Consider the following 20746-nt stretch of genomic DNA (forward strand, 5'->3'; position numbering starts at 1 on the left):
ATAACGCCCTGTCTATCCAAAGTTAAGAATTTCAAACACATGCTGCCCTTTAGGTTCATTTAAAATTTAACCCTGAAAGATCAACAGACCCTAGTTTTAAAGCGCTGTAATAATTATTAATTACCTATTTTACGGGTATATCTTCAAGTAACTTTAAGATCTTAGGGTTATTATTAAGTTTAGCTAAGTCAATGAGATAGCTTTTTTCTAGATCTAGCATTGGGCCGTTTATTAAAAGTTCTTTTACCGACTGCTCTTCACCATTGACGATAGACGTTTTTAAAGCAGCAAAGTTGGCTATAGTTTGTCCATTTTTATCTGACATGTTAACTCTCACTCTTTGTATTTAGTTTATGTGAATCTAACACTATATTGATGCTAGTTATCGGTCAACGTTGAATGACGTGTTCTTTATGTTCCACGATAATAAGGCCAATAGACAGTTAATAATTACCTGACAAGCTGACATCAATTGTGGTTTTAGCTTGCTTTAATTGTGCACAACAAACTGAAAAAAAGGACTAACAGACAAGGTATGTAAGCGCCTATTTTTCATTGATTGAATTTATTATTTTGACTATCTACTTTTTGTTTTTCATAAGAATTTACTTGCGATATAAGGTAAAAGGCCGCCTGCAAGAAAATGCTTTAATTCGAGGCTATTATTGATACATAAAACAACGGGTATGGTTAATGGTGCGTCTTGATCTTCAGCGTCGTTTTGACGAATAACTAGTTGTAATGTTTGTTTAGGAACTATTGGTTTATTCTCACTAATATAACCAAATACAATATCTATTTTTTCATCTCCTCTTAACGCTAAATCTTCAATGGATATTGTTTTTGGTAATTGCAACGGCATTATTCCCATGCCGACTAAATTACTGCGATGTATACGTTCAAAAGATTGTGCGATAACCGCTTTAACACCGAGTAATTGGCATCCTTTAGCAGCCCAATCTCTACTAGAGCCAGTGCCATATTCTTTACCAGCAAAAATGACTAAAGGAATGTTGTTTGCTTGATAGTATTGGCTAGCTTCAAATATAGAGTGCGATGAAGCATGCTGAGTTTTATTATCGTCAAATATATATGTGACTCCTCCTTCTTCAGGCGCAACCATTTTATTTTGTAATCGATTATTGGCGAACGTACCACGAACCATGACTTCATGATTACCGCGCCGAGATCCATAGCTATTAAATTTTTTAGGTAATACACCTTTTTCTAATAGGTATTGTCCTGATGGACTATCTTCACTAATTTTTCCTGCAGGGGATATATGATCTGTTGTGATCGAGTGACCCAATATTGCGATTAGTCTAGCGGATTTTATGGTGTATGAAGAGAATGTTAATGGTGCTGTTAGTGTGGCACCCTCATCTGCGATAACGGTATTTTCATCTTCAATATCATCAAGAAGTTCAAAAAATGGAGGTTTTTTAATATAGGTGGATGCGCGATTCCATGGATAATAGAGTGTGTCACTTATTGGCAAATCTTCCCAAGCTTGATCACCCTTTAGCATGTTTTGATAAGATACAGCGTAACTTTTTTGAGTTATTGACGATAACGCCTGAGTCACTAATTCGTCACTAGGCCATATATCTCGTAGATATACGTCTTTACCGTTTTGGTCTGTACCGAGAGGTTCTTCGTCAAGATCAATTCTAGTATGCCCCGCTAAGGCAAAAGCGACTACAAGTGGTGGTGAAGCAAGCCAATTAAGTTTGACCGCTGGGTGAATGCGACCTTCAAAATTCCTATTACCTGACAATACAGCGCTAGCACTAAGACCATTTTCATCAATGAGTGTTTCTATATTGGTATTTAACGGACCAGAGTTACCAATACAAGTAGTACAACCAAATCCAATACGATGGAACCCCAACTTATCTAGAAACGGTTGTAAGCCAGAGTCATCAAGATAACGAGCAACAACTTGAGAACCCGGTGCGAATGATGTTTTCACATAAGACTTTAAGGTGAGTCCACGTTCAACAGCGGCTTTAGCGAGTAACCCAGCTTGCAACATAACATTTGGATTAGAGGTATTAGTACACGAAGTGATCGCTGCGATTGCAATATCACCCGCAATAAATTCTTGTGATGCCTGAGGTTTATGTTCGCTATGTTTGGTTTGTAAATCTAGCGTTATGGCCTCTAATGTTTTTTGTTTGATAGCACTCAATGGTAAAAGATCTTGAGGACGTTTCGGACCAGCAACACTAGGCACCACTTGTTGTAAATCAATGCTAACATTTTCAGTGTAAACGGCCACATCAGTACTTTCGTCAAACCAAATATGTTGTGCTTTTGCATAAGCTTCAACTTGTGCAACTAATTCAGGAGGACGATTAGTTAGTGTCAGATAATCAATCATCTTAGCGTCTATTGGAAATAATCCGCACGTTGCACCATATTCTGGTGCCATATTCGCTATTGTCGCGCGATCGGCAATGCTCAACGTTAATACCCCTGCCCCATAAAACTCAACATATTTACCAACCACACCATATTGTCTTAATATTTTCGTTATAGTTAAAACAAGATCGGTAGCGGTTGTGCCAATGGGTAGCTTACCCTTAAGTTGCACACCTACAACCTGGGGCATGCTCATGCTTAATGGTTGACCAAGCATTACTGCTTCAGCCTCAATACCTCCTACTCCCCAACCAAGTACACCTAAACCGTTAATCATAGTTGTATGGCTATCAGTTCCTATTAATGTATCTGGTATTAAAACACTATCTTCTTTACGCACCACTTGCGCCAAATATTCAAGATTAACCTGATGGCAAATACCACGCCCTGGTGGCACAATCCGTAAATTATTAAATGATTTTTGTGCCCATTTTAAAAACTGATAACGTTCTTGATTGATTTCCATTTCACGTTGACGATTATAAAGCAATGCATCACTACTACCTGCCTGCTCTGCAATAACTGAATGATCTATAACTAAATCAACCGGACAAACGGGATTAATTTTGTTGGCGTCACCACCTTTGCTCATAACTGCTTCACGCATTGCAGCAAGATCAGCTAATGCTGGCACTCCGGTATAGTCTTGCATGAGTACGCGTGAGGGAAAGTATGAAAACTCAAATCCAGATATTGATTCTTTGCCTGTCAGGTTGTTGATCGTATCGACAATATCTTGATAATCAGCATCTGATTCCATAACGTGTCGCATTACATTCTCTAAAAAAATCTTGATAACAAAAGGCTGGTCATCTAAGTTAAAATCGAAATCTTGGCCAAGTTTTACTAAGGACCAATATGCGCAGTCACGGCTAGATTCAAACGGTACACTTTGAGGCAAAAACTCTGCTATAGAAGTGAGATACTTTTCACGCCATGTTTCTTTAGTTACTGAGTTCACGGTATATCCTTACTACTTTAGTTTGCGTTGTTAAAAAAATTAATGGGAGCGATTTAATTGAAAAATCACCACAAGTTTAATCGTTCATTTTTAAATTTCTGTCATAGAATTAGAGTGTAAATAGTCGACTATTGTGTTGTTTTTTTATTCGCTTGAGTATGCTGCAAGTACTGAAACAATTCGCTATCGGTGGATAGCAAAAAGGTTGTATTTTTACTTAACGCAATTTCATAAGTTTGCAGTGATCGAGTAAACGCATAAAACTCTGCAGCTTCTGTACTTTGATTGTATGCATCAGCATAAATCTTTGTCGCTTTGGCGTCGGCTAGTCCGCGAATTTCTTCTACTTTACGGTAAGCTTCTGACTGTATTTTGTTTAAGTCTCGCTCACGATTTCCATGAATTCGTGCAGCTTCTCCTTTACCTTCAGAGAGAAAGCGTTCAGCTATTTGCAGCCGTTCACTGATCATGCGTTCATAAATTTTAGGACGTACACTTTCATTATAATTAATGCGTTTAAAACGAATATCGAGCAGTTGAATACCAAATACTTTGACCTTTTCTGCCGCCGCATTGAATATATCTTTCTCTACCAATAATCGACCTTTATGTATTGGCACCAAACTACCAATATCTTGTGCTTTTTCAGCATCAGTAAGTAATGAATCTCTGAGTGGCTTACGGTCTTTAGACGTACGAATAATCTCGATTAACTCATGTTTGGCAACTGCATTACGGGTCTCACTACCAAAAATATCATCCAGCCTTGATTGCGCACTGCGTTCATCTCCCAAGCGCAAAAAGTATTGCAAAGGGTCAATAACTTGCCAACGAGCAAACAAGCTAACCGAAATATACAACTTATCTTTTGTCGGCATATCTGATGGTGTACCTTCCCATTCCAATACGCGCTTTTCAATAGAATTAACTTCTTGAATAAAAGGCACTTTTACCTTGATACCGGCATCAACAATCGGCTTACCAACAGGTTTACCAAATTGTGTAATAATAACTTGCTCCACCTCATTAACCGTATACAGTGCACTATTAACTGACAAAACAATAAGCATCAGAGCAACACCACTTATTAACCATAGAAATCGTTTCATTTTATTTCTTCCTTAGTCGTTAAATTCAACAGTGGTAAAACGCTTTTCGCCTTACTATCAATGATAATTTTATTGGCGATCTGTGGCATCACGATTTGCATAGTTTCCAAATAAAGACGTCTACGCGTTACTTCTGGTGCTTTTTTAAACTCGGCAAAAAGCGCGTTAAAATGAAGTGCATTACCTTCAGCTTCATTTATACGTTTTAATCGGTAACCGTCGGCCTCTCGGATACGCTGATCACGTTCTCCTTCAGCCAAGGGAATGACTCTGTTGTATTCTCGGCGTGCTTCATTGATCAGTTTTTCTTTCTCTTGCTGAGCTTGATTAACTTTGTTAAAAGATGCTTGCACTGGTTTTGGCGGGTTTATATTTTTGAGTTGCACCTGATCAATACTGATCCCCATTACATATTTTGTCGATAAGGCCTGCATCTTACTTAATGCCTCTACTTCAATCTCTTGTCGACCAATAGTTATAACTTCATCAACAGTGCGGTCACCAACAACTTCACGCATAACAGATTCAGAGACATAGCGCAGGGTTCCTGCAGGATCACGTACCTCAAACAAATAATATTTTGGGTTTGCAATACGGTATTGAACAACCCATTCAACTAAAGCTGTGTTTAAATCGCCAGTTACCATTTGAGTTTCCACTAACTGATTGTTTAATAGTTCAACTTTAGATCTATCCGACATATAAAAACGATTAGGGGATATATTTTGATCAGGGTCCTTAGCTCCGGGTGTAGAAAATCCAAACTCTTGTTTCAGTTGGCGTTTAGTGGGAACTATATAAATTTGGTCGACACCTAAAGGTATTTTTAAGTGTAAACCTGAAGGTTTAATCACTTCAAATTTACCAAATCGTAGCACTACTGCTACGGAATCACTTGGCACTGTGAATATGCTGGTGTAACCCATTGAGGCAATTAATATCACGATTAAAAATGTAATTACTCTTTTAGATTTTCCTTGAGGAAAAATTTTTTGAGAAGCTATAAACAATGTTTTCCCTGCTTTTTCCATAGCAATTGCTCGCTTCGGGTCTTGTTTTTTGCTCGTATCATTTTTTGTAGACATTGCTTTCTCAGTTTTTTGGTGATGAAAAAAATCAGGTATGAATCACTTAAACGTTACGGAATAGTTGAGAATTCGATGATAAAATAGATTTGAAAGTATTAGGTTAATTAAGCATGTAATGAGCAGTTTATTAGCTTTTTTGCCAATACTCTGATTAATGTTCACTACTAAGATTGCTAGATATACGTCTTGATACACGAAGTAATAGATCTTTTACTTCTTTTGCTAATACTTGGATGTCGGGGTTATCAACAACTTGTAATATGGCCTCGGGATCCATAAATGTAACCGTTATACTGCTATTTATTTATTCGCGTACTACTACGTTACAAGGTAGTAATAAACCAATATTTGGATCAGCTTCAATGGCACGAAGTGCTAAAGGTGGATTGCAGGCACCAAGAATACGATAAGGCCTCTGTTCAACATTAATTTTATCTTTTAACGTTTCTTTTACATCTATATCAGTTAGTACACCAAAACCCTCTTTTTTGAGTGATTCAATAACATTGGTGATCACAATATCGAAAGGCATTTGTAATTGAATACTGAATCCGTACATAGGTAGCTCCTGTATAAAAATGAATAATGACTGAATTAAGTTTGATCAAAAGTAGCCTTGTTGATAAAGGCTAAGTCATGTTAAAGGTATATTAATAATTACTCTGTACGCTATCGAACCCAATGGAATGTTTTGGGCTGTGGGGTAAGAAAAAAGAAGTATGCCGAATCCCAAGACTATTCATTAAGTTTATTGACTGAAAGTATTAATTGACCGAAAAGTACCATTCAAATATGCGAAAGTATGATAAATAACGCAAAAATGAATGGTAGATGGGGTGAGAAACTGGGATCGCTTAATCGTTATACGACTCTCACTACTTACTAGCCCTTTAGCTATAGCATAATTAATTTAAGATGATTGACTTGGTTTTCTCGAGTAAATATTATACTACTCCATAAAGGAATAGACCTGTCTGGTAGAACTAAACAATCAGGAGCTTGTGAAGAAATATCACGTAATACGCAACATATCTTCAGGTTTTTATCAAAGTTCGCGTAAGTATTTTAAATCACTTTTAGTTGTATCTACTATGTCCGCACATTTACCATTCACCATTAATTTTGCCATTGACTGTGCATAGCCTTTGACTTGCTCAAAGTTTACTGAAGGTGGCATTGCTAGTGCATTAGGGTCGGTAAAAATGTTAATTATTGCTGGTCCTTTATGTTTGAACCCTTCTAAAAGTGCTAATTGAACATCTTTCGATTCTTTAGCCTCCCAAGCTGGAATGTTCATGGCCTCTGCAAGTTTTAGAAAGTCAGGATTAACCATATCAGTTTGCCAATCTATATACCCCTGTACGCGCATTTCAAGTTTTACCATGGCCAAAGAACGATTATTAAAAATGATGATTTTTACTGGAATTTCGTATTGGCTAATGGTCATTAAATCGCCCAAAAGCATTGAAAGACCACCATCGCCACAAAAAGCAATAACTTGACGATCGGGATCTGATAAACCTGCCCCGATAGCCATAGGCATTGCATTAGCCATGGAACCATGATTAAACGATCCAGTAAGATAACGATTTCGTCCTGCTTTCAAATAACGTGCAGCCCACACTGCACTCATGCCAGTATCAACAGTAAAAATCGCATCGTTATTTGCGAATTTATCAACCAAAGAGGCAACATATTCTGGGTGAATATTTTTTTCTTTGCCTTTTTCTTCTACGTAACTCGCATATATATCTTCAATTTTTTGATGTAGCTTACGGGTCTTATCAAGAAAATCAGTGGATTTTTTTGACTCAATCATGGGTATAAGCACATGCAGGGTTGATTTAATATCTCCGCAATAGCCAAAATCTACTTTAGCTCTACGCCCTATTTTTTCTGGTTTAGTATCCACCTGAATTATTTTGCATTTTTCAGGAAGAAATTCACTATATGGAAAATCTGTTCCTAACATCAAAAGAACATCAGCTTGATGCATAGCTTCAAAACCAGATTTGTTGCCTAACAACCCATTTAATCCAACGGCATATATATTTTCTTTACGTTCAAAAAATATTTTTGCTCTAAAACTATATCCTAAAGGAGACTTAAGTATTTCTGCTAATTGCATAACCTGCTCAACGGCTAAACGACATCCATGCCCGCAAAATAACATCACCTTTTCATTACTATTGATAATGTTTGCTAATTCTTGCAGATGATCATCACTTGGGGTTATTTTAGCTTGAGTATAAAAATTTTTGTCCGCGGTATGAACAGATTCTATAGTGGCCTCAGCGACATCACCAGGAAGTCCAAGTACAGCAACACCTTTCTTGCTTATGGCATGTTGAATAGCGGTTTGTAAACCGTTAATAGCTTGTTTTGGGGTATTTGCTTGAAAAACATATTTTGAACAGTCTTGAAAAAGAGTTTCTGGTCTTGTTTCTTGAAAGTTATCTAATCCCATTTTATCGGTATGAATGGTTGAAGCGATAGCAATCACAGAGTTTTCAGATCTATTAGCATCATAAAGCCCATTAACTAAATGAATATGTCCAGGGCCACTGCTACCCATGCAACAGCCAATACCATTCAACTCTGCTTCCATAGAAGCGGCATAAGCCCCAGCTTCTTCGTGCCTAACATGTATCCATTGAAGTCTACCATCTCTTCGGACAGCATCATTTATTGGATTAAGACTGTCACCCGTTACTGCATAAACTCTCTTAACACCAGCCTCTACCAGCATTTCTACTAAATGTTCAGCTACGTTTTTTGACATTAATCACTCCCAGTTAATTTATTTAACCTCAGCCATCGAAGCTTCCTATATTTAATTTCGTGATCTCACTTATTTTTCTATATTGATCTATTAAAGTCTGTGCGATGCAACACAAACAAAAAAATCATAGTCGTTATTTTAATGAGTTAGCTTGTTTAAAGTTAAAAGATTCAATGACATGAAAAGTGTAACGAATACTAGGCGAAATACAGTGCATATTGTTAGTTTCTCCAAGTATTCTATTTGGTTTTACGGTTTTATATTTTCATCCATCCAGTAAACAGGACGCCCATAATGATTGTAAATATACATTTCCGCCTTACGATCCATTTGCATATTTGAGTTATACGGTGGAGCGTCCTTCACGGCCTGCCGCGTTAAATTGAGTAAGCCCTTAGCATCAGTCCAACTCACATCATCAATCCAATATGGAGGTATGAGTACTTGGTGACCTAGCCACCAGTTACTTGTGTTCACTATCATGTATCGAATGACCCAAGTATCTTCATCAATAAGGAACCCTTGTATGTGCCCGATGTCACCATCAGTTGCATGAATCTGATAGCCTGTTATCACCTGACAACTACGTAAGTGAACATCGTCATCTTTAATCTGTTCAGCTTTGGTAGACTCCTGCGGTTCTGAATCTTCATCATCGGATGGTGAAATCAAGCCATTGTAGTCCGTTAACATCATATGTGGGTACAAACCTGAACCCCACATTCCGTCACCTCCCCAATAATATGGATAACCATAGTACTCGAGTAACTGAACCTCTTGTTGTCGACACAATGGCTTTTGGGTATTGATGTTAGGACTGTTCTTGACTTGATCTTTGGTGATAGAAACAGATAGAAGCTTATCTTCCCAATTGGCTTTATTTATAGAGATAGGCGAAATCAAAACTTTTCTACTCGACAACCAAGTTCCTGTGTCAACAACGAGATATCGAGCGCACCAAGTATTGTCATCAAAATAGACATCAGTGATATGGCCAATATTGCCATCTGTAGCTTGGATAGAATAACCTGCTAAACTTTCAATAGTTCGTAACATGATGTTTTATCTCCTTTAAATATTTAATATCAACACTTAATTTGTTTGTTTTATAAGCAACCTATAATTCATTTGATGTTTATATCATTTGTTCAGTTTGTTAGTGATATAGAAGAGGTGTTTTGCTTAAATATTTTTAAATTCAATATTATTTTTGTAAGTGCATTATTTATGATTAGACATTTTTAGGCGGCTTCCACCTAATGTAGATATGAGCCGATACATGTAGTACAAACATCATCGGATAAGTACGATTTAATGATACGAAAGGTATTTTATAATATCTGTACGGTAGAACACATAATCGTCTTGTGAGTAATTATTATAAAACTCTTGTTCGATGTTCCTTACAAGAAGTTCAATAATGGATGAACGGAGGGTTCTTGCAAATTGAACTTAAAAATAACTTTGAATCAACCATCTATAAATTTAATCATTCAATGGGATGTTTGTTCGGTAACGAACAGAGATGATACTTCATCCATAGCATACTGAATGTTTAACATTACTCTCGTATGTTCACCTTATGGAAAAATATGCTGACATGAATAACTATAAGACAACCTTTAGTATAAAGCGTTTATGGATAATTTTGATTGTGGGCATGATTTTTATGTTCAGTATTTTACTTCTTTTAGGCGCGCAAATTTACCAACAAGCCCCACCTATACCTAATACGGTAACAACAACTTCAGGTGAATTGTTATTTACCCGAGATGATATAGAAACAGGGCAAAATGTGTGGCAATCAATTGGCGGCATGGAGCAAGGTTCTATCTGGGGTCACGGTAGTTACTTGGCACCTGATTGGAGCGCAGATTGGCTGCATCGAGAGGCTGAATCTTTATTGAAGCTATTAATACAAAAAGCTAAAGCGGGTTTGTCTGTTCAACAAAATACAACGTTGAGCAAAGCCGCTTTACAAATTGAGATGCGTTTAAACACATATAATCCGGATAATGGCAATATTACGATAAGCGATACTCGAGCAGTCGTCATCAAGCAGGTTCAGGCTCATTATGTAAATCTTTATACAGGGAGTGATGAGGATTCTCTTGCCCTTCGCCGCGCTTATGCATTTCCAGTGCATGGTTTATTAACTGATAAAGAAGCAAAGCAATTATCGGCCTTTTATTTTTGGACTGCATGGGGAGCGACTACCAACAGGCCTGGTATGGATATTACCTATACCAGTAATTGGCCACACGAACCACTTGTTGGTAACAAGCCAACTACCGAAATACTCATGTGGAGTATCGCTTCTGTATTGTTACTGCTAACGGCAGCTGGTGCTCTCATTACCTATTATGCGAAGCAATTCAATGTTTGGCAAAAAGAAATCGAGCCAGAGGATGGTATCGCCAAAAGTGATATAATAGATAATACCGTTATTACTCCTTCTATGCAGGCAACAGCAAAATATTTTTGGGTAGTATGTGCGATGTTTCTCGTACAAGTATTATTAGGTATTGTTACTGCTCATTATGCTGTTGAAGGACAAGGTTTGTATGGTTTACCTTTTGCAGAGTATTTCCCCTATTCCGTTACACGAACTTGGCATACACAACTTGCAGTGCTTTGGATTGCAACAGCATGGTTAGCAACAGGGCTTTATGTTGCTCCAATGCTAAGTGGGAAAGATCCTAAGTTTCAAGTGTTTGGTGTCAATTTTTTGTTTATCAGTTTACTTCTTATCGTAATTGGTTCATTTGTAGGGCAATGGGCTGCAGTTCATCGGTTTATTGAAGATTTAACAATAAACTTTTGGTTTGGACATCAAGGCTACGAATATGTTGATCTTGGCCGCTTTTGGCAGATTTATTTGACCATAGGTTTGTTTTTGTGGGTAGGTTTAGTTTTAAGAGGCTTATGGCCTGTTCTACAGAATAAAGGTGGGAATTCGCTTATCTATTTAGTCGTCGTATCCGCTATTGCTATAGGCTTACTTTATGCTGCAGGTTTAATGTGGGGTCAACATACGCATATCTCTGTGATGGAGTACTGGCGTTGGTGGGTAGTACATTTATGGGTAGAAGGTATATTTGAAGTATTCGCAACAGCTATCATCTCTTTATTGTTTGTGCGAATGGGAATATTACGTAAGTCAACCGCCACTGTAATGGTGTTATTCGCGACGATTATTTTTCTATTTGGTGGGGTTTTAGGTACTTTTCACCACCTTTATTTTAGCGGTACTCCAACCTCTGTTATTGCCGTAGGAGCAATGATATCTTCATTAGAAGTTGTACCTCTGTTAGTTGTTGGTTTTGAAGCATACACACGTTACAAAGTTGAACATATAGAAGTATGGGAAAATAATTATCACTGGCCGTTTATGTTTTTTGCATCGGTATTATTTTGGAATTTCGTTGGTGCTGGCATATTTGGATTTATGATCAATCCACCAATTGCACTTTATTATATGCAAGGTTTAAATACCACGGCTAATCATGGCCATGCCGCCCTATTTGGCGTTTATGGAATGCTCGGTTTGGGTTTAACTTTATATTGTATGCGAGGCCTAACAGATATTACTTTTTGGAATCTGAAGCTAATAAAAATTTCATTTTGGTCGTTGAACATTGGTTTAGGAATGATGACGTTCTTATCGCTATTACCGCAAGGGATTCTGCAAACTTATGTCAGTATTGAACAAGGATATTCTTTTGCACGATCGGCTGAGTTTATTCAAAGCCCTATTATGCAGACATTAGTTTGGGCTCGGGTACCCGGCGATATAGTGTTTAGCTTTGGGGTAGTTTGTTTCTGTTGGTTTGTATTTAAAGCTTTTAGACCCACAAAACAACTAAACGAAATGAAGAGCAAATAACTAACTAGAGTCTGTTGATCTTTCAAGGGTAGATTTAAATGCTCCGAAAGAACAGCAGACCTTAATGGTACAGTTAAATAAAAATCCAATAAAAACAAAGCATAGAATAATCAACAAACTTTAAACGTAAAGTACTTTTCATTATTTTAAGTGATTTAACATTTGCATAAATGATTAAATAACTAAGCGGTTTGAGTGTACTTTTAACTCAAGATTTAAACCAAAAGCAAATTAAATACAGATACACGATAAAATCGTAGCGTAGATGTACTTAGGTAATCCTCAATTATTATCCCACATTAAAGTTAACTATTTTTCACTGCAGTAATGCTTTGAGATGCCCTATATTACAAAGGGTAATTTGTCGGTTATGTACCTCGATGATCCCTTGAGAATGCATTTTGGTAAATAAGCGACTGATGGTTTCAATCGCCATTCCAAGATAATTAGCAATATCAATACGTGACATACTTAAATTAAAAACTTGGCATGACAAACTATTTTGACAGTATATTTCAGACAGGCTTAAAAGAAATTTAACCAAACGTTGCTCTGCATCATATTGAACAATACTTATTAGCAACTCTTGTTTATCTATAATAGAGCTACTCATACTTTTTAGTAATTGACCCCTTGCAGAGTCTGAGTTTCCCATAGCAATATAAAAATCTTGTAGATTTATACGACAAACACTGCTTGTTTCAAGAAAAGTGAGACTATGAACGTGAATATTTTCATTAAATCCTTCTATACCTAGTAAACTATTAGGAAAATGAAAGTTTGCAATTTGTTGATGACCATTAGATGTTGTTGTAAATGATTTTGCCGACCCTGAACTCAGAATAAATAGAGCTTCAAAAGAGTCTCCCATTGAGTAAAGTGTCTCTCCACGATGAAACACACGATAAACTCTTGGAGATGTATTTTCTTGCTGGCAATCTTTAAGACAACAACTGGACAATGTACATTTATGACAAATATGCAGTTTTGGCAATATCTGATTGCTCATAAAATTTACCCTAAGATGACATCTCGTTGGTTAATGGGATTGACCATTTAATTTATGTGAATGAGGTTTAGCTACCCTAACATGCAAAGATAAGTAACCTTGAAGTGTTAGGGTATATTGTTTGTAATTTTATCTGTTTGAGATTGGTGGCCTAAGGTTATAGGCTAGAATGACTTACTTTGTTTTTGCTGAGGATTCAGATTCTTTACTCCAATATCCTTCTCTTTCATAATGATTGTGCATGGTTATTTCCCAGTTACGATCCATTTTTACTAACGAATCATAAAGAGGTGCTCCTTTAACTTCTGCTCTCGTGTGGTCTACTTTTACTGAAGAGTCAGACCATTTCATATCATGAAACCATTGTGGCGAAACTAAAATATCATGACCAATCCACCAATCATTCGCTCGAACAATGACATAACGTACGGCAAAGGTAAGCTCATCAATTAATAAACCTTGTATATGCCCTATTTCTCCATCTGAACCAATAACAACAAAGCCTTTTACATTTTCCCAACTGCGTAAATTCGGATCCTCATGTTGAGATTCAGCATAGGCTTTGGCTTGAGCTGCATTAGGCGGAGCTTCGTTACTATCAGGTTCTATCATCGGGCCTGCAGGATAAAGGCTATTGCCCCATATACCAGTGCCGCCCCAGTAAATAGGATAACCATAATAACCAAAATATTTTATCTCTTGCTGATGTGATACAGGTTTATGAGCACTAATATCGGGACTATCATCAATTTGTTTTTGACTTAAATTCACCTGCATTGTTTTATTTACCCAATCAGGTATTTCTAGTGCGATAGGAGAAACTAAAGCCTCGCGTTTGAAAAACCAATTATTGGTGGTAACCACAAGATAACGAATAGCCCAGGCTTCATCGTCAAAATATAAATCTTTAATTTTACCTAAATCACCATCTAATGATTGGATCTGACATTTTTTCAAATCATCTGCGCTGTACAACATACATTTGCTCCTAATACATGTCTGTTAACCCTTCAGGTATACTTTAAGAAGTGAGCTTAGTTTATTTAATCACCCCTCATGCCCCATCAATCCTTTTTAAATTGAATAGAATTTAACCCTGAAAAATAAAAATACCTTAGATTAAAGTTATATTCTTTAAATGATTTTACAGTAAATAAGTAGATGTTCTGTTCGATAGCAAACATACCTATTTACTGGACAGTTTATGTGTAGAGAGGAGTTTAATTTACATTGTTGAAGTGTGGCGAATGATTTGGGATTAACACTTTAACAAAATGTTTGTTTGCTTTGGCTTATTTGAAAATGACTTAATGAAAGTGTTAATTCATCTATTCGAGTAACTTACTCACCATACTGGCAATCATCTGTTCTTCATCCGTATGAATTACATGAACCGTTACTGAGCTATCTGAAGTGGAAATTACATTATCGTGGTTTTCATTACGAGTTTGGTCAAGTTTAATACCAAGGTATTGCATTTTTTCGCAAATTCTAGCTCTTATAATCGCTGCATTTTCACCAATGCCGCCACTAAACACTAGAGTATCTAGCCCATTCAAAGAAGCACTATAGCTACCAACCCACTTTTTCGCCTGATAACAAAATAGCTCAATGGCTTCTGCTGCACGTTTATCTGTATTTTTCAGTTCAAGTAAATCATGCATATCGGCGCTAATTTCTGAAACACCTAACAAGCCAGATTGATGATTAAGCAGCTGACTACATTCTTGATTGTTGAGTTTCTCATGTGCCTGAATATATTGGACAACACCAGGATCTAAATCGCCACAACGTGTTCCCATAACTAAACCGCCGCTGGGAGTAAACCCCATGCTAGTATCAATGCAATTTCCTTCAAGTATTGCTGCCATACTTGCGCCATTACCTAAATGAGCAAGAATAATTCTACGAGGTAAATTAGTGTACATATTAGCAAGAGTCTTCATTAGGAAAGTATAAGAAATACCATGAAAACCATAACGTTGAATGCCTACCCTATAAAATCGACGAGGGATAGGTAATAACTTTGCCACTGCTGGCAATGAATGGTGAAATGCGGTGTCGAAACATGCTATCTGTTTAATCTTAGGGAAGTGTTGATGTAGAGTTTCAATCAAAAATATTTCGTTAGGTAAATGCTCGGGCGCATAAGGAATAATTTGACGTAAGTCTTCTAACAAAATGGGTGTAATAAGCTCTGGTTCAGAATGTTGCCAACCATGAACTAATCTATGACCAATTGCTTTTATGTTTTCAAAACCAATGTGTTGCTGTAACCAGTTAATTAAATAACTTACCGCTTGTTTTTGGTCGTCACAGTTAAGTTGTACACTACCTTGCTTATTAGTTTGATTATCAACAAAGGTAAATAAAGTGCCTGCAATTCCAATGCGCACAATTTTTCCGTTTAATAAAGGTGTTGATAAGTTATTGGAGATAAATAAAGAAAATTTAATACTCGATGAACCCGCATTGATAGTAAGAATATTAATATTTTCAGCTGACATCAGGACTCCTTTGTCGAAATCAAAATCAAGCGTTGTTGAAATGTTTAAATGATAAAATCGTTTTAAATAGATAAGCGAAATAAGTCGCCTTCTAGTTAGTAGAACATACCATTTAAATATAATAATTCTTGGTTAATTAAAGCACCTAAAACTTCCATTATAAAATTCTCGGCCGCAAGCGACCGAGTTTCAAAACAAGTTTAGTTGATCGCTATTAATTTCTTTACCATCTAATTCGATTAACTGTTCTTGAACATATTTCCTGATAACTTCTTCTGTTGCGTTACCAATCGTTTCAACAAAAAAGCTTTGTGTCCATAATTTACCGCCCCAGAAATACTGCTTTTTAATTTCAGGATAAATTCTAAAAAACTCACGAGCAGTTATACTTTTAATTATTTGCATAACATCGCTTGGCGACTGTTTAGGGATCCCTCTAATAACCATATGAATATGGTCACTCGGAATTTCTAACTCTACGATATCAATATCGTAGTCATATCCTACTTTTTGAATAATTGCTTTCATTGTTGAACGATAAGGTTCAATGAAGACTTTGTGTCGATACTTTGGTATCCACACAAAGTGGTACATTAATCTAAAGACATGATGTGTATTTCTTTGAAGTTCCATATGAAGAATAGCATTTACTGGGGTCCCCCCAGTATACACTATCCAGCACGGGGGCAAGCCCCCGAGATTTACGCTTCGCTAGTTAAATTATTGTTTTAGTTATTAACTTCAGAACGATAGCCTTTAAAACTTTGGTCTAAATAAATAATGTCAGGATGAACTTTTTTGTTCGCTTTAGCTTTAACTGACTTTTTAACACTTGGTTTGAGAATATAAGTTAATTTTTTCATAGTTGCCTCTGTGTTATACCAACTAGATCAATTTATTATTCAAATTGGTATCATTAGTAAATAAATTTCAAACAATCTGTTAGCCGCTACTGCAAGTATGGATATTCTCGGACAGGTCATTTAATTAAACATTTTAAATTCAGATAATGCACTTAACCTAAAGTGCTCACACGATTAATATTTTTATGTGTTGCTAGGGCCTGTTGAATATTGAACATTGGTTATTCATTATTGATTACCTATTGTTCAATTGACGCTGATAAAGCTGGTGTGTAATAAATTCATTTTGGCTAATTTCTTCATCATTATTAGTATCTATTTCTGAAAAATAAGGCGCATCTTTACCATTTTTCATTTGTTCACATTCTTTATTCTTGTTACTTCTTATTTTACTTTGACCATCATTAAACTCTTGTTCAAAAATGATATCGTCGCCATCTAAATCATAATCAGTAAAAGTAGGTACCTTTTTTTTCATGCCTTGTCCAAGAATAATCATCGCACGGTGCTTTTGCATTTCAATCTTTTTACCATGCGCCATTTCGTCTTCAGATAATATACCGTCTTTATTGGTATCAATTTCTAAAGATGCTGGTTCAGTAGAATGCATAGCTACATGATTCTTCCTCATTTTTGACATATGTCCTTTATCACCTTTAATAAACTCTTCTTCACTGATTAATCCATCACCATTTAGATCATACTCAGTGAATGTTAATGCGCCTTTCTCTGTCATAGAGGTTGAGTAAACGTTTAGTGAAATAAAAGTGACAACTAAAAGAATTAAAGACTGAGAATAAGTTAATTTAGACATTAGTTTTCCCAATGGTCTGCATTTTTAGGATGGTCAGATAATGTCTTTTGCTGTTTATTAGCTGATTGTTGGAATTGTGGCTTTTGCCCCGAGTAAATAGTCTCTACTTCAGCTGAATTTTGAGCATTTGATTGTTGTTTATTAGATTGACTATCAGTTTGGTTTTTAGTGGTTAATGTTTTCATAATTACCTCTACCATCTTGCCAATACGTTATTGTAATAGGCTAAGAACTTCAGTTTAAGGTAAGCTATCTTAGTCATCTGTGCGATAGTGCACTTTATTAGCCAAAGATTTAATATGATTAAACCTTTAGCTATACAAGTTCCAAACAATAAATGGTTATAAATTATTGCAAGTTAGGAATGTCCTCCAGCCTATCTGATTCTTTTTTTACTACCGAGTAACACTCACAACACAAGGTCTCAAGTTTACTTCTGTCTGTCACGGTTATATGACCACGCTTATAGGTTATAACACTTAATTTTTGTAATTTCCCCGCAGCTTCCGTAACACCTTCTCTTCTAACACCTAACATATTTGCGATTAACTCCTGAGTCATGTTTAGATTATTTGTCCTAAGCCTATCTAATGAGAGTAATAACCATCGGCAAAGTTGTTGATCAATTGAGTGGTGGCGATTACATACAGCTGTTTGAGCCATTTGAGCAATTAATGATTGAGTGTACCTTAGCAACAATTTACGAGTGGTAGGGTCACTATTAAATTCGGTAAGCAATATTTGAGCGGGTAAACAATAAGCGTACCCTGCACTTTGTACAACGGCTCTCTTAGGTGTACTTCCCCCCCCCCATAAAAACAGCGATACCAACAAGCCCCTCATTACCGACTACTGATATCTCGGCTGATGAGCCATTTTCCGTCACATAAAGTAGCGAAACAATACTGTCTATAGGGAAATGTACACAGGTCAGATTTTCTCCTGACTCAAAGAGAACTTTGCCTAGTGGTAAGTGGACGAGTTTAAGTAAAGGAAAAATTTTATTTTTAACAGATGTTGGAAACAGACTTAATAACTTGTTGTCGATCGGGTTATTCATATAATTCCTTGGGTGATATTCCTTGATAGCTTTATCTAGCGGACATTCAATATAGAAGGCACTAGATGATTATGTTTCATCCTCTTTTACTATTTGTTGATTTAGATTGTGTATTGTGGTCTGAAGGTTATTATCTTTGGCGGGTTCTAACCGTATAACTTTATTTCTATTCATCATAAAGTTAGTCACTAAAGCTTTCGATCAGTAGGCGTTGTTCTTGTTATTTTCAATGCTGTCATTATCTCGCTTATTTTTATAAGGGGAAAATGTCTTAATCGTCATTTTTACCACCTAAATTTAAAGTAGAATAAGCGAGTGAGTTAATATCTTTATATTAGCTAAACAACATATAACACCATGCATCTTGCGCGCTATTCTTTAGTTTGCCAAGACAAATGATTTATTATTATTTAGAACTCATTTAAGCTTATATGATCTTATGAGTTTAGCACCACATTATGAACTAATTATTACTTGTTTATTTAGCGAGTTAAAGAGTTTTACTGTGGTTTAGACTGAAAAAACTTGATACCCGTCATGTCCACGTAATTTAGCTTGATACATTGCTTTATCGGCATCATCAATAAGGGCATCACTTAATTCCCCCTCTGTTTCCTGCTCATCAATGTCAATATGATCGGGAAAAATACGTATACCTATACTAATATGCACGGATATATTTTTACCATTTAACTGATGTGGATTAATAAGTGAATGTAACAACTTGGTTGTAAATATTACTGCATCATTAGGGTGTTCTATTTCTGAAAGTAATATTAGAAATTCGTCTCCACCTTGCCGACAAACGGTATCACTCAGTCTAACTGAATCACTTATTCGGCTCGCGACAGAACAAAGCAGCTTGTCTCCTAATTCATGACCATATTTATCGTTAACATCCTTAAATAAATCAATATCTAAATAAAGTATGGCTAGTAGTTTTTTGTGACGTTTTGCTAGCATTATGGCCTGATTTAACCGCTCTTTAAAAAGTAATCTGTTAGGTAATCCTGTTAGAGGATCATGTTGTGCAATATGTGTCATTTCTATGGCTTTTAATTGTGATTGCGTTACATCACGAAAGATAAAAACAGCGCCAATGTTTTTTCCAACTTCATTGACAATAGATCGAGCAGATTCTTCAATTTCTATTTCAGCACCATCTTTGCGTAATAATGTACAATCAAAGGGACGATTCTCTCTTTGGCTTCTTATAATAATAGACTCATCACTGCCCACTAATGCCGTTTCTTTAATCTTGAAAATGTCAGTCAACAACAAACCAACTGCCTCGTGACAATCCCATCCAGTAAGTGTAGATGCTGCTTTATTTAAATACAGTACATTATTGTTAATATCTGCACTTAATATCGAATCGCTCATGGCATCTAGTGTTAATTGAGCTGTGGTTGCGGGAAGAAAATCAATACTAACTTGATGAGTCAATGATATTTGTTGAGTTTTATTATGAGGTGCAGTAAGGTCTTCCACCGTAATAATATAACCATAGGGATCTTTGTTTTTTTCTATAGGCGTACCCGTTATTCTTATTTTAAACTTTTGTTTATTTTGATGATTCATACAAACGTCAGAACAAACAATTTTGTTATTTTTTTGACCTTCTTGTATATCCTCAAGTAAACGGCTCTTATCTCCTTTATGGATGTGTGATGTCCAATGATAACCTACAGGTTTTGTTGCACTATATTGCGTAACATCATTGAAAGCTTGATTTGTATAAGTAATATTACCGAATAAGTCGGATACCATGATACCGAGCATTGAGTGATTACAAATATCATATAGATTTTTTCTGCTAATCTTTTTTAATTTGGATACTTGTGGCTGTAAAAGGCTAAACGCTAGCATTTGTATAAGCCAGTGTTGGCCTAAACTATATTTATTAATAAACTCGTATGCACCTTGGTTTAAAGCCTGCTTAACAATATCTGTATTATTGCCACTGCTCAGCAATATAACAATTGTTCGCGGCGAGTAATATTGAAGTTGATAAACATACTCTGCACTCTGATGATGAGTTACTGATAAATCTAATAAGCACACATCAATTGAGGTGTTTTTAATTAGCTCTAGGGCTTTTTCTTTTTGCGTTACATTAATCACATTAAATACGTGAGTTTGCGCATAAAAAAGTGAAGCATCAATGCGTTTTTCTAAAGATGAATTATCTGCGAGTAATAACACTTTAATCGTCTTATTTATCATAGTTAACCTTCAATCAA

Annotated in this window: 17 protein-coding genes and 1 pseudogene; 1 reads left to right on the top strand and 17 read right to left on the bottom strand. The window is 36.1% G+C overall.

Annotation, left to right across the window (positions count from 1 at the left end; translation table 11 throughout):
• Positions 1-124: 124 nt before the first annotated feature.
• The 8 genes from ACPUVN_RS06930 to ACPUVN_RS06965 all read right to left on the bottom strand — a co-directional run bounded on the left by ACPUVN_RS06930 (position 125) and on the right by ACPUVN_RS06965 (position 9420).
• Entirely contained in the window at positions 125-325 is a 201-nt protein-coding gene (locus ACPUVN_RS06930; protein WP_426370296.1) for a hypothetical protein, read from the bottom strand.
• A 270-nt stretch (positions 326-595) separates the two neighbouring features.
• On the bottom strand, positions 596-3385 hold the full coding sequence (gene acnA / locus ACPUVN_RS06935) for an aconitate hydratase AcnA (RefSeq protein ID WP_426370297.1): 2790 nt from the start codon (positions 3383-3385) through the stop codon (positions 596-598).
• A gap of 128 nt (positions 3386-3513) precedes the next feature.
• Positions 3514-4494, bottom strand: coding sequence for a protease modulator HflC (gene hflC / locus ACPUVN_RS06940; protein ID WP_426370298.1), 981 nt, complete (start codon positions 4492-4494; stop codon positions 3514-3516).
• Complete coding sequence (gene hflK / locus ACPUVN_RS06945; RefSeq protein ID WP_426370556.1) at positions 4491-5420, bottom strand: FtsH protease activity modulator HflK; 930 nt, start codon at positions 5418-5420, stop codon at positions 4491-4493. Before hflK ends, hflC begins: the two co-directional genes overlap by 4 nt.
• A gap of 313 nt (positions 5421-5733) precedes the next feature.
• A complete protein-coding gene (locus ACPUVN_RS06950) occupies positions 5734-5859 on the bottom strand; it encodes a hypothetical protein (RefSeq protein ID WP_426370299.1) in 126 nt (41 codons plus the stop codon).
• A gap of 27 nt (positions 5860-5886) precedes the next feature.
• Complete coding sequence (locus ACPUVN_RS06955) at positions 5887-6141, bottom strand: DUF302 domain-containing protein (RefSeq protein ID WP_426370300.1); 255 nt, start codon at positions 6139-6141, stop codon at positions 5887-5889.
• A gap of 486 nt (positions 6142-6627) precedes the next feature.
• Complete coding sequence (locus ACPUVN_RS06960) at positions 6628-8364, bottom strand: thiamine pyrophosphate-dependent enzyme (protein ID WP_426370301.1); 1737 nt, start codon at positions 8362-8364, stop codon at positions 6628-6630.
• A gap of 249 nt (positions 8365-8613) precedes the next feature.
• A complete protein-coding gene (locus ACPUVN_RS06965) occupies positions 8614-9420 on the bottom strand; it encodes a PRC-barrel domain-containing protein (protein ID WP_426370302.1) in 807 nt (268 codons plus the stop codon).
• Positions 9421-9964: 544 nt separating this feature from the next.
• On the opposite strand from ACPUVN_RS06965, the gene ACPUVN_RS06970 reads away from it, so the two are divergent.
• Complete coding sequence (locus ACPUVN_RS06970) at positions 9965-12250, top strand: nitric-oxide reductase large subunit (RefSeq protein ID WP_426370303.1); 2286 nt, start codon at positions 9965-9967, stop codon at positions 12248-12250.
• A 316-nt stretch (positions 12251-12566) separates the two neighbouring features.
• Here ACPUVN_RS06970 and ACPUVN_RS06975 read toward each other — a convergent pair whose 3' ends face one another.
• From ACPUVN_RS06975 to ACPUVN_RS07015, 9 genes and pseudogenes are all read right to left on the bottom strand, one after another.
• Positions 12567-13259 (bottom strand): helix-turn-helix domain-containing protein, encoded by a 693-nt coding sequence (locus tag ACPUVN_RS06975; protein WP_426370304.1) that lies wholly within the window; start codon positions 13257-13259, stop codon positions 12567-12569.
• 174 nt (positions 13260-13433) lie between these two features.
• Positions 13434-14237, bottom strand: a complete 804-nt coding sequence (locus ACPUVN_RS06980; RefSeq protein WP_426370305.1) for a PRC-barrel domain-containing protein — start codon at positions 14235-14237, stop codon at positions 13434-13436.
• A 350-nt stretch (positions 14238-14587) separates the two neighbouring features.
• Positions 14588-15766, bottom strand: a complete 1179-nt coding sequence (locus ACPUVN_RS06985) for an acetate/propionate family kinase (RefSeq protein ID WP_426370306.1) — start codon at positions 15764-15766, stop codon at positions 14588-14590.
• 189 nt (positions 15767-15955) lie between these two features.
• Positions 15956-16399 carry an IS200/IS605 family transposase gene (tnpA, locus tag ACPUVN_RS06990; RefSeq protein WP_426357338.1) on the bottom strand — a complete coding sequence of 148 codons (444 nt, stop codon included), beginning with the start codon at positions 16397-16399 and terminating at the stop codon, positions 15956-15958.
• A 95-nt stretch (positions 16400-16494) separates the two neighbouring features.
• Positions 16495-16629: a hypothetical protein gene (locus ACPUVN_RS06995; RefSeq protein WP_426370307.1), complete on the bottom strand. Its 135-nt coding sequence runs from the start codon at positions 16627-16629 to the stop codon at positions 16495-16497.
• Positions 16630-16864: 235 nt separating this feature from the next.
• Positions 16865-17443, bottom strand: coding sequence for an EF-hand domain-containing protein (locus ACPUVN_RS07000; protein WP_426370308.1), 579 nt, complete (start codon positions 17441-17443; stop codon positions 16865-16867).
• On the bottom strand, positions 17443-17628 hold the full coding sequence (locus ACPUVN_RS07005) for a hypothetical protein (RefSeq protein WP_426370309.1): 186 nt from the start codon (positions 17626-17628) through the stop codon (positions 17443-17445). The genes ACPUVN_RS07000 and ACPUVN_RS07005 overlap by 1 nt, the downstream gene beginning before the upstream one ends.
• Before the next feature lie 163 nt (positions 17629-17791).
• Positions 17792-18503: pseudogene (locus tag ACPUVN_RS07010) on the bottom strand (Crp/Fnr family transcriptional regulator).
• 510 nt (positions 18504-19013) lie between these two features.
• Positions 19014-20729 carry a diguanylate cyclase domain-containing protein gene (locus ACPUVN_RS07015; RefSeq protein ID WP_426370310.1) on the bottom strand — a complete coding sequence of 572 codons (1716 nt, stop codon included), beginning with the start codon at positions 20727-20729 and terminating at the stop codon, positions 19014-19016.
• Positions 20730-20746 lie beyond the last annotated feature (17 nt).

Source organism: Pseudocolwellia antarctica, from assembly GCF_049933045.1.
Taxonomy (GTDB): Bacteria; Pseudomonadota; Gammaproteobacteria; order Enterobacterales; family Alteromonadaceae; genus Pseudocolwellia.